Below are 13,519 nucleotides of genomic sequence, written 5' to 3' on the forward strand. Positions count from 1 at the left end.
AAGCTGACCCTGCGTTTGCATCAGGAGTTGCCCTATCAGTTGACGGTGGAAACCGAGAACTGGGAGGAGCGCAAGGATGGGTCGGCCAGGATTGACCAGAAGATCTATGTTGCCCGTGACGGCCACAAGGGGATCATTCTGGGCAAGAAGGGTGAGACCATCAAGGCCGTAAGCAAGGCGGCGCGGGAGGAACTGGAAGAGTTTCTTGGCCGCAAAGTGCATCTGTTTTTGCAGGTGAAGGTGCGGCCCGGTTGGCTCGATGAGGCCGAGCGATATTCCGAGATGGGCCTTGAATTCAAGGACGGCAACGCGTGACGCGCCTGACGGCGGAGTTCTGGGTGCAGGCCTATTTGGCGCGGCTGCGGTTGCAGGACATCCCGGCCTTCGTCGTGGCGCATGGCGATGACACGGCGGGTGCTGTTCTGGTCAAGCTGAACACTCTGGATGGGCAGGCGCGGGCCTTTCAGCGGTCTTTTGATTTGATGAGTGGGGCGCGCACTTGGGTCACCCTGGCCGAGGGCGGGGAACCTGCGGTGGACGAGGCCATAACGAAGCAACGCGCGTTCGATCCTGATCTTTGGGTGATTGAGGTGGAGGATCGCGCGGGGCGGCATTTGTTGGATGAGCCGGGGTTGGAATGAGTCGTTGACGAATATCAAGGCTTGGGGTGTCGCCTCTGCCTAGCCTGTACGGGAATGTACAGGGAGGACTCGTCTATGACCAAGCATGTTCTTGTAGCGACCGATGGTTCCGACACGGCGATGAAGGCGGTGGAACTTGCCGCCGAGATCGCCGCCAAGTTCGAGGTGCCTTTGACAGTGGCGCATGCCATTCATTTTGGCCGACCGCCCGAAGAGTTGGCGCGAATGGCCGAAGTGGAGCATTTGGTTGAAGGGGCAAAAACCCGCGCGCCTGTGGATTTCCCGAATGTGCCGGATACGATGTTGGGGCTGTTTAGCGACACTCGGCCCGAGGGGGACTCGATGCGTTTGGTCACCATGATTGGCGAGGAAATCATGGAGCGTGCTGCTGATCGGGCGCGGGAGCTGGGCGCCAAGACAATCGACACGCGCTCAACCGTGGATGATCCGGCAGAGGGCATCCTGAGCATCGCCGAGGATGTAGGCGCGGATATGATTGTCATCGGGCATCGCGGGCTTGGGCGGCTCAAGAGGGTGCTTCTGGGGTCGGTTGCCCAGAAAGTTCTTAGCCAAGCCGACTGCACCGTAATGGCCGTTCGATGAGGGCCGCTGGCGCAAGGGCTTGCCAATACTGTAATCAAAACTTACATTTTGAGTAAGAACTTATTCCTTTTGGTTAGCAATTTTCAACATTATAACTCTCGGGAGTACTAATTTCCAATTCTCGGGAGGTGCCACTTGTCAGTGGAAGACGGCAAGTTGACGGTTGAAGTCTGGCGCGGTGCCGGAGGCCTGGGGCGGTTCGAGACCTTCGAGGTGCCGCGACAGGAGAGCCAGACCGTTCTCGATGTCGTTAGCTGGATTCAGCAATATGCCGATCCGACGCTGACCTATCGCTATGCCTGTCGCGTCGGCATGTGCGGCAGTTGCGCGATGATGGTGAATGGTGTGCCGCGTTGGACCTGCCGGACCCATGTGGGCAAGGTGGCGACGGGGGATAGCCTGACGGTGGAGCCCCTGCGCAACCTGCCGGTGATCAAGGACTTGGCGGCCGATATGGACCCGTTTTTCGACAAATGGGTTCAGGCGGAGGCCGTTCACCACCCCTCAGAGACGCGGCATGATCCGATGCGGGCCGTGGACGCGGATAGTTCCGCGCGCCAGCAGGCGAATGCGGGGATCGAATGTATCAATTGCGCGGTATGTTACGCGGCCTGCGATACGGTGTCCGGAAACCCGGACTACCTTGGGCCGGCGGCCTTGCAACGCGCCTGGACGCTTTACAATGACGAGCGCGAGGCGGACCCGGAGGCGATTCTCGATGCGGTTTCGGGCGTGGGCGGCTGCCATAATTGTCATTCGATGGGCAGTTGCGCGCAGTATTGCCCCAACGAGTTGAACCCCTTGGCGGCGATTGCGGGCCTTAAGCGCGAGACCGCCAAGCGCGTGTTTCGGAGGCGGAAGAATGCTTGATCTGCGGCTATACATGGCGCAGCGGTTGAGCGCGCTGATCATGGCACCCTTGGTCATCGGGCATATCGCGGTGATGATCTATGCCATTCAGGGCGGGTTGAGCGTAGACGAGATTTTGGGCCGCACGCAGGGGTCTTTCGCGTGGTTTGCCTTTTATGGGCTGTTCGTGCTGGCCGTGTCGGTGCATGCGGCGATTGGCCTGCGGGTGATCGTGCATGAGTGGCTGGGTCTGAAGGGGGGCGCTTTGCAGGCGTTTACGTGGGCCGTGGCGCTTGGCCTTTTGGTGTTGGGAGGGCGGTCTGTCTGGGCCGTGACCTTCGCATGAAGGCCCCGCCGCGTGCGCATCCGCTTTGGCTGGCCTTCGTGCTGCACCGGGTGTCTGGCCTGGCCTTGGCGTTGTTCTTGCCGGTGCATTTCTGGATTTTGGCCAAGGCGGTGACAGCGCCGGGGGAGCTCAACAGCTTCCTGCAATTGACCGAGCAACCCTTGGTCAAGCTGGCGGAGTTTGGACTTGTGTTCCTGTTGGCGGTGCATCTGTTCGGCGGTCTGCGCCTTTTGGCGCTGGAGTGGCTGCCGTGGAGTGACGCGCAAAAGACCCTTGCCGCGGGGGCGGTTGGGGTGGCTGTGCTGGTCTCCGGCACGTTTTTCCTGAATGCGATATGACATGACGACAGAGATCGACAGACATGACACCGATATCCTGATCCTTGGCACCGGGGGGGCGGGGTTGTTCGCCGCGCTGCATGCCCAGCAATCGGCGCCGGAGGGGACCAAGATCACCATTGCGGTCAAGGGGTTGATCGGCAAATGCGGCTGCACGCGGATGGTGCAGGGTGGCTATAACGTGGCGCTTGGGGGGGGCGATACGGTTGAGCGACATTTCATGGACACGATCAAGGGCGGTAAATGGCTGCCCAATCAGGACATGGCGTGGCGGCTGTGCAAGGAGGCGGTGACGCGTATCCACGAGTTGGAAAACGAAGTGGGCTGTTTCTTTGATCGCAACCCGGATGGCAGCCTGCATCAGAAGGCCTTTGCCGGGCAGACCGCTGACCGCACGGTGCACAAGGGCGATTTGACGGGGATCGAGATTATCAGCCGCTTGATGGAGCAGGTTCTGTCGCGGCCCGTCGAGAAATTGCAGGAGCACCGGGCGATCGGGTTGATCCCCACCCGCGAAGGGAGTGCTTTGGCCGGGGTGTTGATGATCGACATGCGCACCGGGCGGTTCCGGTTGGTGCGGGCCAAGACGGTGCTGATGGGCACGGGTGGTGGCCCGACCATGTACAAGTATCACACGCCCTCGGGTGACAAGACGATGGATGGTCTGGCCATGGCCCTGCGCGCCGGGCTGCCCCTGCGCGATATGGAGATGGTGCAGTTTCATCCAACCGGATTGCTGGCGGGGGATCACACCCGGATGACCGGCACGGTGCTTGAGGAAGGGCTGCGCGGGGCCGGGGGCCAGTTGCTCAATGGTTTCGATCATCGGTTCATGTTCGATTATGACCCGAAGGGCGAGCGCGCCACGCGTGATGTGGTGAGCCGTGGCATTTACGAAGAAATGCGCAAGAGCAACACCACAGAGAACGGCGGTGTCTATATCTCGATGAGCCATCTGGGGCCGGAGTTCGTGGCCGAGAAGTTCAAAGGCATGGTGAAGCGCTGTGCCGATTGCGGGTTTGACCTTGCTGGTGGCAAGGTCGAGGTGGTGCCGACGGCGCATTATTTCATGGGCGGTGTCGTGGTGGATGTGGATACGCGCACCGCGATGGAGGGGCTTTACGTGGCCGGGGAAGATGCCGGCGGCGCGCATGGGTCGAACCGTTTGGGCGGCAATGGCGTGGCCAATTCCACCGTTTATGGCGGCATCGCAGGCGATACCATGGGCGCGGATATCCGCAGCATGGGCGCGTTGCGCGACCCGGACCCTGAGATTCTGGAGGCCGAGGTGGCCCGCGCGATGCAGCCCTTCAGCAAGACGCCGGACCTCATCCAACCCCTGCGCGACCGCTTGCAGGAGGTGATGTGGGATGACGTGGGCGTGATGCGCGTGGCCGATAAGATCGTGCGCGGGCAGGGGCAGGTGGATGCCATCCGCCGCGATTTGATGGAGGTGGGTGTCTCGGGCGAGACCCGGGCGTTCAACCTGACATGGCACGATTGGCTGAACATGGCCTCGCTTTGTGATATATCCGAGGTGATCGCGGGGGCGGCACTGGCGCGGGAAAACTCGCGCGGGGCGCATTACCGTGAGGATTTCCCCGAGGAAGGGGATTTGGAAACCTCGTATTTCACAGTGGCGCGGCAGGTGGATGGCGCCTTGCAGGTGGACCGCGAGGCGGTCGAATTTTCCATCGTTCGCCCGGGTGAGACCATCTTGCCCGTAGGCGAACCAGACACATTGGTGGCAGCACAATGATTGTAATCGACACGATCCAAAGCACCGCCGAAACCCTGATGGACAAGGCGGCCATCGAAATTCCGCAGGATTATCTCGACGGGCTGGAGGCGGCGGCGAAAACCGAGGATGGGGACCTCTCGTCCTTTGTTTTGCAGGCCATGCTTGAAAATTACGAGGCCGCCAAGGAGGATCGCCGCGCGATGTGTGGCGATACCGGTGTGCCGCGGTGGTATGTGAAAATGGGCAACGAGGCGCAGGTTGAGGGCGGCATGTGCGCGCTTGAAACCGCCCTGCGGCGGGCCACGGCGAGTGCCACCAATGGCGTGCCTTTGCGACCCAACCGGGTGCATCCGCTGTGGCGGACGGACCATGACAACAACGTCGGGATCGGCGCGCCGGAAATCGAGTATGGGTTTGAGCCAGAGGGTGATTGGATCGACCTGATCACGGTGCATAAGGGCGGGCTTTTCGGCACCGATTACCGAATGCTTTTCCCCTCGGACGGGATCGAGGGGATCAAGCGGTTTTACCTTGATACGCTGGTGGCCTTCGGCAAGCGGGGCTTGGCCTGTCAGCCTGCGATTATTGGGATCGGCCTTGGCGGGTCGAAAGATACCTGCATGGTTTTGGGTAAGCGGGCGGCCGTGCTGCGCACCGTGGGCAGTCGCAATTCGGACCCCAAGATTGCCGAGCTTGAGGACGAGTTCAAGGAGCTTGGCAACTCCATCGGCATGGGGGCCATGGGCTTTGTCGGCAAGAACATGGTGATCGATTGCAATATCGAGGTGGGCTATTGCCACACCGGCGGCATGCAGATGAGTGTGCATGCATTCTGCCTGAGTTCGCGGCGGGCGGTGGCGCGGATTTACCCCGATGGGCGGGTGGAATACCGCACCGACCCCGATTGGTTCACGCCCTATCAGCGGCGAGAGACCGTGGAATGGCCCCCGCAGGCACAGGAGGCGGCGGAATGAAACCACGCGAGGTCCGGCTAAGCACAACGCCGACGGATGAGGAGATTGCCGAGCTTCGGCTGGGTGATATCGTGTATCTGGACGGCTTGATGTATACCGCGCGCGAGGGTGTCTACATGCGCGCGCTTGAGGAAAAAGCCAATATTCCCATGGAGTTGCCCTCGGAAAGCGCGGCGAATTTCCATTGCTCGCCCGCCGCCGTGATCCGGGAAGATGGCAGTTTTGACATGGGCGCGGTGACGGCGACGGCGTCGTTCCGGTTTGCCAAGTGGCTGCCCGAGTGGATCGCCAAGACCGGCGCGAAGCTGATCATTGGCAAGGGGGGCATGAGTTCCAAGGACTACAAGGAGTATTTCGTGCCCAATGGTGCGGTTTACCTGTCCACAGTGGGCTATGGCACCGGCGCGCTTTTGGGGCGCGGGGTGGAGAATGTGGAGGCCGTGCATTGGAACGAAGAGCTTGGCTTGGCGCAGGCGATGTGGGTCATTCGCTGTAACAAGATGGGGCCGTTTATCGTGGCCTCGGACATGGAGGGCAATTGCCTGTTCGAGCGGGAAAATGCCAAGATTACCAAGAACTTGGAGCATGTTTACGAAGGCACCAAACCCGCCGTTTTGCGACGCTATGGCGAGACCGATGACCGCAGCGATGAGGTGATCGGATGAGTGGGAACCCCTTTGACGGAGAGGATGGGCGCGAGGTGACGGAACCGGGGGTGTTCTCGGCCGCCGAGGTGGGCTTGGCCAACCGCAATTCGGGTGCCTTTCTGGAAATGCTGGCGCTGGATATCACGCCTGTTGGGGCGCATTATTTGCTGACCCATTTCGATGTGCCTTTGTTGGAGGTAGGGGCGCATCGGTTGGTGTTCGATGGGGCGTTTGACGCGCCCTTTGAGATGAGCCTTGAGGAGATCAAGGCCGAGCCACAGGTAACCATGCCGGTGACCATGGAATGTGCCGGCAATGGCCGGACGGGCATGGAACCGCGAGCCTTTTCAATGCCTTGGGCCTATGAGGCGGTGGGCACGGCGGAGTGGACCGGCACGCCGCTTGCTCCCCTGATCGCGCGGGCCAAGCCGCAGGGGGGCGTTGTCGATTTCGCCTTTGAGGGCGCGGATTTCGGATATGACAAGGGGGTGGGCCATGCCTTTGGTCGGAGCCTGACGCCCGAGGAATTGGCCGATCTGGATGTACTGTTGGTCTATGAGATGAACGGCCAGCCCTTGTTGCCGCAACATGGCGCGCCACTGCGATTGATCGTGCCGGGGTGGTATGGGATGGCCAGTGTGAAATGGCTGACCCGTGTCACGGCGATGACTGAAAGATATCAAGGTTTTCAACAGGTTGGCACCTATCGTTTTCGCCAGACGGCGGAGGAACTGGGCGCGCCTGTGACCGAGATCAGGGTGAAATCCCTGATGGTGCCGCCGGGGGTGCCGGATTGGATCACCCGCAAGCGGCGGCTGTCGCCGGGGCTTGTGAGGCTGCAAGGGCGGGCGTGGTCGGGCGCGGGCGTGCCGGTGGACAAGGTCGAGGTGCGCATTGGGGAAAAATGGCACGCGGCCAAGGTGGAAAAGCCCTTGGGGCGCTATGCTTGGGCCGGGTGGTCTTTGGACTGGGACGCGCAGCCGGGGCATTATGTGCTGGCCTGTCGGGCGACGGATGCGGCGGGCAATGTGCAGCCAATGGAGGCCGAATGGAACCTGTCGGGCTTTGCCAATAACGCGCCGCATGAGGTGGAGGTTTTCGTGGAGGATTAACCACGGGGCCGAATCGGGGCCAAGCCTCTGGTTAACAAGGAAAACCCCCTGTCTGTATCGCGTCGGTTTCACGTCGGTATCGCGTCGGTATTTTTCACGGCACCCCCCGAAATTAACAGGGCGCGCGGTGCAAAACGTACGAAACCTACGCGAGTTTTGTACGGATTCGCGGCGCGCTCATCAGCCCTTACGGGCTTCTTCGCGACGTGGGAGGCCGGAAGAACGACAAAGCAATTGGCTGCTTTGCAGGCGAGGGTTCACTGGCTTGCCCGCAACACGCGGTGCGCCTTTGGCGGGTGCCTGAGTTGCAAGACGGAAGGCTTCAATCTGACGTGCTGAGGATTTCGCCGATCTTGAGCGCCTTCATCGGATTTCCATCGACTTTAAGTTGTCGCATCATGAAGGCCTTTGCGGGGTTCCTTTGCCCCGTGGCGATATCGTGGAAAACACTGGCCTCTGCCGTCAGGGTTATGTCGGCGGGTTGATCGCTTTCGATCGCCCCGGTTTCGTCCACATAGAGCGTTGCCGTGCCCGGCATCTCAAGCCGCACGCTGCCCTTGATCCGATTTTTGGCGCGTTGGCTTACGAGGTTGATGATGTCTGCTTTACTGGGTGCGGTCACGGGTGTCTCCTTTAGCCAGCATAGGAGGGGTTTTGGGGGGCTGTGTCCAGTTTGACGCTGGGTCGAAATCTTGAAAAGATTTCGGTCCGTTTTCTTTTGAAGAAAACGGTTGGTGGTGCGCATAGATGCGCACCCTACGGGGCGGTTTCCAGATTGAGCGTTTCGAAGTCTGTGAGGCTGTCCGGGAGGGTCTCAATTCCAAGGCCGGGGGTGTTGGGGATATGGAATTCGCCGCCCTGCAGCGTGCCTTGAGGGAGCAGATCATCGCGCAGGGGGTTGGCGTTGATGTCGAGTTCCAGAAGGCCGTTGCCGCCGGTTGCTGCCAAGAGGTGGGCGGAGGCCAGAAGGCCCAAGCCGCCGCCCAAGAAATGCGGGCAATAGGTGCGGTGCGCTTGGGTGATGATTTGCGCGGCCGCATAGCAGCCCGTGACCCCGCCCCATTTGGCGACATCGGGTTGGATGTAGGTGAGGCGCGCGGTGGCGGCTTTGAAATTCTCGATCCCGGTGATGTTTTCACCGCCTGCCAAGGGGGGATGGCCCATGGCGGCGAGGGTTTCCCAATCGGCGATGGGGGCGTCGGCTGGGATGGGTTCCTCCAGCCAGCCGAGGGGGAGGTTTTTGGCCGCTTGCATGAACTGCATGGCGGTCGTCACGTCCCATGCCTGATTGGCGTCGGTGAACAGGTGTTCATTTTCTTGCAGGTCGGCGCAGAGCGTTTCCAGCGTGGCGAGGTCGCTTGCCATGTCGAAGCCGATCTTGACCTTGAAGGCGCGGATGCCTTGGGCGCGGGCGGAGGCGATTTCGGCCTGTGCGTCGGTGATCTTGATACCGCTGGCGTAAACCGGGACAGATGTGGCGGCCTGTGGGTTCAGGGCCTTGGCCAAGGGCAGGCCCGCGCGGCGGGCGGCAAGATCGTGGCAAGCGGTATCCAGCCCGGCGAGCACTTGGGCAAATGGCCCCCATTCGCCGCATTGCAGGGCGCGAATGTGGGTCTTGCGGGTGAGATCATGCCAGAGTTGTTCCGGGTCGTCGGAGGGTTGGCCGAGGACCAGTGGGGCGATGTCTTGGATCAGCAGATGCGCGCGGTGTTCGGCCCCGGCGGCGGGCCAATTGGCGAAGACCTCGCCCCAGCCGAAGGCGCCGTCGTGCGCGGTGAGGCGGACAAACACGGCGGGCCGGTCGCGCATCACGCCAAAGGAGGTGGCGACGGGGCGCGGGGTGGGGGCGCGGAAGACGCGGGTTTGGATGTGCTCTATTGTCATGCCAGCGCCCTTATCATCAGGATTATGCCGGATAGCAGGCACATCGAGATCAGGAGCCTGCGGAAGAGGTCATCGGAGAGGCGGCGGAAGACACTGATGCCGATTTGCGCCGATAGCAGGGCGGCAGGGATAGCTACGGCGAGATTGATCAGCACCTCACGCGTGTAGACCCCCTGCCACCAGAGCATCAGCGCGGTCAGGCCAAGGATGACCACATTGAAAGGTTGCAGCACGGCGCGGGTTTCGGCCTTTGGCCATGGGCGCATGGAGCACCACATCGTGGGCAGCGCGCCCGAGAGCGAGGCCGCGCCGCCAAGGATGCCACCGGCGAAGCCCACGGTCATGTCGATGACGGGGGTGGGGCGGTCGAACTTGGGCAGGGCGCGGCGCAGGCTGAAGAACCCGCCATAGATCAGCAGGAAGGACGCGATGACCAGTTTGAGGCTGGCCGCGTCAATCACGGCGAGGGCGGCGATGCCGAGCGGGATACCGGCCACCCCCGGCCCCATGAAGCGAAACATGCGGCGGGGTTGATCCCAGATGGCGTGGCGGACGATCCAGAGACCTTGCAACCCGCTGGTGACCGACAGGATGACGACGATGGCGACGGCCTCGGGCGGGGTCATCACGGTGAGGAAGAAGCCAAGGGCGAAGAGCGCCGTGCCGAAGCCGGCCAGACCGTTGATGAAGCCGCCCGCCGCGGCACCGAGGATGACCATGAGCAGGGTTTGCGATGTCATGCGACACCCTCGGCATCCGTGGTGATGCCGGCGCTATCGAGCAGCGCGCGCTCGATTTCTTGCATGACGCGCGTGCGGAGGCTGTCGCGCAGGTAGATCAGGCCCAGATCGCGGACCGGGGCATCGTCCCCGAGGGGGAAGCGTTCAATCGGGATGGGATGTTGCGAGGGGACGCAACTGGCCGGGACGATGGAGACCCCGAGATTGGCGTAGACCATGCTTGAGATCGCCTCGAGCCCGTCGAGTTCCATGCTTTCCTGCACGCGGATGCCTTTGCGTTGCAGCCAGCCCTCGATCATCTGGCCGACCACGGCATCGCGGTTGAACCGGATGAAGGGGCGTGTGGCCAGCAGGTCGAGCGGGTCGTCGCAGGTGGTGCCCTTGGCGGCCAGTAACTGCAGCGGTTCATCGGCGATGTGGCGGTATTCGAAGCCCGGCGGGATGACTGGCGGGCGTGAGACGATGGCGGCGTCGAGCGTGCCGCGCTCGATGCGGGACATGAGCGGATTGGTCAGGCCCGGGTTCACCTGAACATGCAGGTCGGGAAACCCGGCCTTGAGCCGCGAGATGGCCAGCGGGATAAGCCCCGTCAGCGTTGTGGGAACGGCACCGAGGGCGACATCGCCTTGCAGGGCATCGGCATTGACCACCGAGGGTACGAGATTGTCGTAGGCGCGCACCACGTCACGGGCCTTGGCGACGATGGCGCGGCCTGTGGGCGTCAGTTCGGGGGTGCGCTTGGAGCGGTCGAAGAGGCTTATTTGCCATTCGTCTTCGAGGGCGCGCATTTGCTGGCTGACGGCGGCGTGAGTGACATGCACCGCCTCGGCGGCGGCGCTGAAGGTTTTGTGTTCGTCAACGGCGATCAGGGTGCGTAGCATACGGATCGACAAGTTGGGCTCCTTTTGTTAGCAATGCTAACTGTTTTGGTAAGTGATTATTACTTCTATAAAGTTGGCCTTAACGATATACCGAAGTCAAGGGCGGCTGAAAAAGCAAAAAATACCGAGCCCGGACCAACAGAAGACGACAAAAGGGAGGACGACATGACATTCAAATCAATCCTTGCAGCCGGGGCCATGGTGGCCGGGCTGACGGCGACGGCGGCATTCGCGGAATACCCCGAGCGGCCGATAAATATGGTGATCCCCTACGGCGCGGGTGGGGCGACGGATATTTCCGCGCGCACCATTGCCGAGCCTTTGGGCAACGCGGTGGGCAAGCCCTTGGTCATGGCCAATGTGACCGGCGCGGGCGGGGCCACGGGATCGGTCACCGTGCAGAACGCGCAGGCGGATGGCTACACGATGCTGTTCGCGCGCGTCGGCTCGCATTCGGTGAACCCGGCGATGAAGGCGACGCTGCCTTACACGCTGGATGATTTCCGCTTCGTGACGGTCTATGAGATCAACCCGGTGGCCTGCGCGGTGAACCCCTCGTCGGGGATCGAGAGCATGGAGGACCTGATTGCCAAGGTGGGCGAAGGTGGGGTGACCTACAGCTCATCCGGCGTTGGCTCGCTTTTGCATCTGGCGGGGGCGATGGTGCTCAAGGAGTTTGGCATCGAGAACCCGCTTGAGGCGGCGACGCATATTCCGCTGAAGGGTGGCGGTGCGGCGGCGACGGCCGTTTTGAATGGCACGGCGACCTTTATCTGCACCAACTCTTCGGCCTTGGCGAGCTTCGTGGCCAATGATCAGCTGAAGGTGCTGATGGTCACCACGGCGGAGCCGGTGCCGGGGTTTGACGCGCCGACCGCAGCCGATCTGGACAAGCCCGCGCTGCACCAACTGGTCGGCTGGACCGGGATTGCCGGGCCGGACGGCCTGCCGGATGATGTAGCCGCCAAGTGGGGTGAGTGGATGGCAGAGGCCACCGCCGATGAAGGCTTCCTTGAGAAGATGACGGCGCGTGGCTCGGTCATTCGCCTGATGGATCCGGCGGAGGCCAATGAGTTCATCGAGACCCAGTACAATACCTTCCGTGCCCTTGTGGACGAGTTGGGTATGCGCATCGAAGGCTAGGCCTTCGCCAACACGCTTGACATGATACCGCGCCGGGCCTGTGATGGCCCGGTGCATGACCCATGAGGGAGGGGCAGGTGAGCGAGCGTCGCCTACAAATGCAGCTTGGGATTGGGGCCTGTCTGGCCTCGGCGTTTCTGGTTTTCGTGGCGATCCCCAATTGGGTGGCCGCCCCGAGCAATATCAAGAATGTGTTCCTGTCGCCGGTGTTCTGGCCTTATGTCTTGGCCGGGTGCACAGGCGTGGTGGGCCTTGGCCTGATCGCGGCAGGGTTTCGAATGGCCGAGGGGCCATCGGAAGACGCCACAGAGGCGCATGACGAGGGCATGGGCGCTTGGGTGCGGCTGTTGGGGATGGCCCTGATCATGGCGGGCACAATGGTCTTGTTGCCACGTCTTGGCATGGTCTGGACCTCGATGCTGTGCTTTGCGCTGACCGCCTTTCTGGTCAAGACGCGCCATCCGGTGGCGGCGGTGATCTGTGCGGTGGTCATTCCCTTGGCGCTTTATGCCTTTTTCGCGCATGTGGCGGGGGTTGCGATCCCGCAGGGCAATTTCGTGAGGCTGCCATGAGTTTTATCGACAGCCTGATGGCGGGGCTTTCGCTGGTCGCCAATATCGAGTCGTTCCTGGCGCTGGCAGGCGGCGTGGTGATTGGTGTGATTGGTGGGGCCATTCCCGGCATGTCGGCCACCATGGCGGTGGCCTTGACGCTGCCGTTTACCTTCGCGATGCAGCCGATTACCGGGATTTTGCTGTTACTGGGGGTCTACAAGGGCGGGATTTTCGGCGGCTGTATTCCCGCGATCCTGATCAAGACGCCGGGCACGCCCGCGTCATCGGCCACGATCCTTGATGGCTACCCAATGGCTGAGCGTGGCGAGGCGGGGCGCGCGCTGGGCATGGCGCTTTGGGCGTCTTGTACCGCTGACCTGATTTCCAACCTTGCGCTCATTGTCTTTGCAGGGTGGCTGGCCTCTTTCGCGTTAAGCTTTGGCCCGCCGGAGTTTTTCACCCTGATCCTGTTTTCGCTGACCATCATTGCGGGCGTGTCGGGGGACAGCCTGTTGCGCGGGGCGCTGTCGGCCATTCTGGGGCTTCTCTTGGCCACCGTGGGGCTTGATCTGGTCTATGGGACCAATCGCTTCACTTTTGGCGATCCGAACATGATGGGCGGGTTGAACTTTATCGCCGTGTTGATCGGGTTGTTTGCCATCCCCGAGGTTTTGGCGATGGTCTGGCATCCGACGGCGCATCTGGGCAAGGCGCGGAGCCTTGGCAATAACTGGGTGAGTTTGGCGGATTACAAAAAGAGTTTCCGGTCGATCGTGCGGGGCAGCCTGATCGGGGTGTTCCTTGGGTCGATCCCGGGTATCGGCGCGGCGCCCTCGGCGTTTTTGAGCTATTCGGAGGCGCGGCGGAAATCCAAGGACAAGGCCAATTTCGGCAAGGGCGAAGTGGAAGGCGTTGCCGCCTCGGAAGCGGGCAACAACGGGGTGGCCGGTGCCACGCTTATTCCGCTTCTGGCGCTGGGCGTGCCCGGTGATGTGATCACCGCGATCATCATCGGGGCCTTCATGATCCATGGTCTGCAACCGGGGCCGATGATGTTCGTGCTGAA

17 protein-coding genes are annotated in these 13,519 nt (G+C 61.8%); 13 read left to right on the forward strand and 4 right to left on the reverse strand.

All coding sequences use genetic code 11. From position 1 onward, the window contains the following. The 10 genes from QZ498_RS16290 to QZ498_RS16335 all read left to right on the forward strand — a co-directional run. Nucleotides 1-315: KH domain-containing protein (locus QZ498_RS16290; protein WP_294624149.1), on the forward strand; the 315-nt coding region annotated here is incomplete at its 5' end. Next, nucleotides 312-641 carry a DUF1491 family protein gene (locus tag QZ498_RS16295; protein WP_294624150.1) on the forward strand — a complete coding sequence of 110 codons (330 nt, stop codon included), beginning with the start codon at nt 312-314 and terminating at the stop codon, nt 639-641. The genes QZ498_RS16290 and QZ498_RS16295, both read left to right, overlap by 4 nt. 75 nt (nt 642-716) lie before the next feature. After that, nucleotides 717-1,244 (forward strand): universal stress protein, encoded by a 528-nt coding sequence (locus QZ498_RS16300; RefSeq protein WP_294624151.1) that lies wholly within the window; start codon nt 717-719, stop codon nt 1,242-1,244. Between the two features lie 156 nt (nt 1,245-1,400). Beyond that, nucleotides 1,401-2,114 (forward strand): 2Fe-2S iron-sulfur cluster-binding protein, encoded by a 714-nt coding sequence (locus tag QZ498_RS16305; RefSeq protein ID WP_294624168.1) that lies wholly within the window; start codon nt 1,401-1,403, stop codon nt 2,112-2,114. Beyond that, on the forward strand, nt 2,107-2,439 hold the full coding sequence (locus QZ498_RS16310) for a succinate dehydrogenase (RefSeq protein ID WP_294624152.1): 333 nt from the start codon (nt 2,107-2,109) through the stop codon (nt 2,437-2,439). Before QZ498_RS16305 ends, QZ498_RS16310 begins: the two co-directional genes overlap by 8 nt. Next, complete coding sequence (sdhC, locus tag QZ498_RS16315; RefSeq protein WP_294624153.1) at nt 2,436-2,777, forward strand: succinate dehydrogenase, cytochrome b556 subunit; 342 nt, start codon at nt 2,436-2,438, stop codon at nt 2,775-2,777. Before QZ498_RS16310 ends, sdhC begins: the two co-directional genes overlap by 4 nt. Further along, nucleotides 2,767-4,536, forward strand: a complete 1,770-nt coding sequence (locus QZ498_RS16320) for an FAD-binding protein (RefSeq protein ID WP_294624154.1) — start codon at nt 2,767-2,769, stop codon at nt 4,534-4,536. Before sdhC ends, QZ498_RS16320 begins: the two co-directional genes overlap by 11 nt. Next, nucleotides 4,533-5,492 (forward strand): fumarate hydratase, encoded by a 960-nt coding sequence (locus QZ498_RS16325; RefSeq protein WP_294624155.1) that lies wholly within the window; start codon nt 4,533-4,535, stop codon nt 5,490-5,492. Before QZ498_RS16320 ends, QZ498_RS16325 begins: the two co-directional genes overlap by 4 nt. Further along, nucleotides 5,489-6,157, forward strand: coding sequence for a fumarate hydratase C-terminal domain-containing protein (locus QZ498_RS16330; protein ID WP_294624156.1), 669 nt, complete (start codon nt 5,489-5,491; stop codon nt 6,155-6,157). Before QZ498_RS16325 ends, QZ498_RS16330 begins: the two co-directional genes overlap by 4 nt. Continuing rightward, nucleotides 6,154-7,251, forward strand: a complete 1,098-nt coding sequence (locus QZ498_RS16335) for a sulfite oxidase (protein WP_294624157.1) — start codon at nt 6,154-6,156, stop codon at nt 7,249-7,251. Before QZ498_RS16330 ends, QZ498_RS16335 begins: the two co-directional genes overlap by 4 nt. Nucleotides 7,252-7,573: 322 nt before the next feature. On the opposite strand, the gene QZ498_RS16340 is transcribed toward QZ498_RS16335, so the two are convergent. The 4 genes from QZ498_RS16340 to QZ498_RS16355 all read right to left on the reverse strand — a co-directional run bounded on the left by QZ498_RS16340 (nt 7,574) and on the right by QZ498_RS16355 (nt 10,768). Beyond that, the gene (locus QZ498_RS16340; protein WP_294624158.1) at nt 7,574-7,873 is read right to left on the reverse strand and encodes an SCP2 sterol-binding domain-containing protein; all 300 of its coding nucleotides are present in this window, start codon (nt 7,871-7,873) and stop codon (nt 7,574-7,576) included. A gap of 134 nt (nt 7,874-8,007) precedes the next feature. Then, nucleotides 8,008-9,135 carry a mandelate racemase/muconate lactonizing enzyme family protein gene (locus QZ498_RS16345; RefSeq protein ID WP_294624159.1) on the reverse strand — a complete coding sequence of 376 codons (1,128 nt, stop codon included), beginning with the start codon at nt 9,133-9,135 and terminating at the stop codon, nt 8,008-8,010. After that, nucleotides 9,132-9,875, reverse strand: coding sequence for a sulfite exporter TauE/SafE family protein (locus QZ498_RS16350; RefSeq protein ID WP_294624160.1), 744 nt, complete (start codon nt 9,873-9,875; stop codon nt 9,132-9,134). The genes QZ498_RS16345 and QZ498_RS16350 overlap by 4 nt, the downstream gene beginning before the upstream one ends. Continuing rightward, entirely contained in the window at nt 9,872-10,768 is an 897-nt protein-coding gene (locus QZ498_RS16355; protein ID WP_294624161.1) for a LysR family transcriptional regulator, read from the reverse strand. Before QZ498_RS16355 ends, QZ498_RS16350 begins: the two co-directional genes overlap by 4 nt. Before the next feature lie 153 nt (nt 10,769-10,921). Between QZ498_RS16355 and QZ498_RS16360 the strand changes: the two genes are divergently transcribed. The 3 genes from QZ498_RS16360 to QZ498_RS16370 all read left to right on the forward strand — a co-directional run. Continuing rightward, the gene (locus QZ498_RS16360) at nt 10,922-11,899 is read left to right on the forward strand and encodes a tripartite tricarboxylate transporter substrate binding protein (RefSeq protein WP_294624162.1); all 978 of its coding nucleotides are present in this window, start codon (nt 10,922-10,924) and stop codon (nt 11,897-11,899) included. Between the two features lie 77 nt (nt 11,900-11,976). Further along, on the forward strand, nt 11,977-12,471 hold the full coding sequence (locus QZ498_RS16365) for a tripartite tricarboxylate transporter TctB family protein (RefSeq protein ID WP_294624164.1): 495 nt from the start codon (nt 11,977-11,979) through the stop codon (nt 12,469-12,471). Beyond that, nucleotides 12,468-13,519: tripartite tricarboxylate transporter permease (locus QZ498_RS16370; RefSeq protein ID WP_294624166.1), on the forward strand; the 1,052-nt coding region annotated here is incomplete at its 3' end. The genes QZ498_RS16365 and QZ498_RS16370, both read left to right, overlap by 4 nt.

The sequence above is a fragment of the uncultured Roseovarius sp. genome (assembly GCF_913057115.1).
GTDB lineage: Bacteria > Pseudomonadota > Alphaproteobacteria > Rhodobacterales > Rhodobacteraceae > Roseovarius.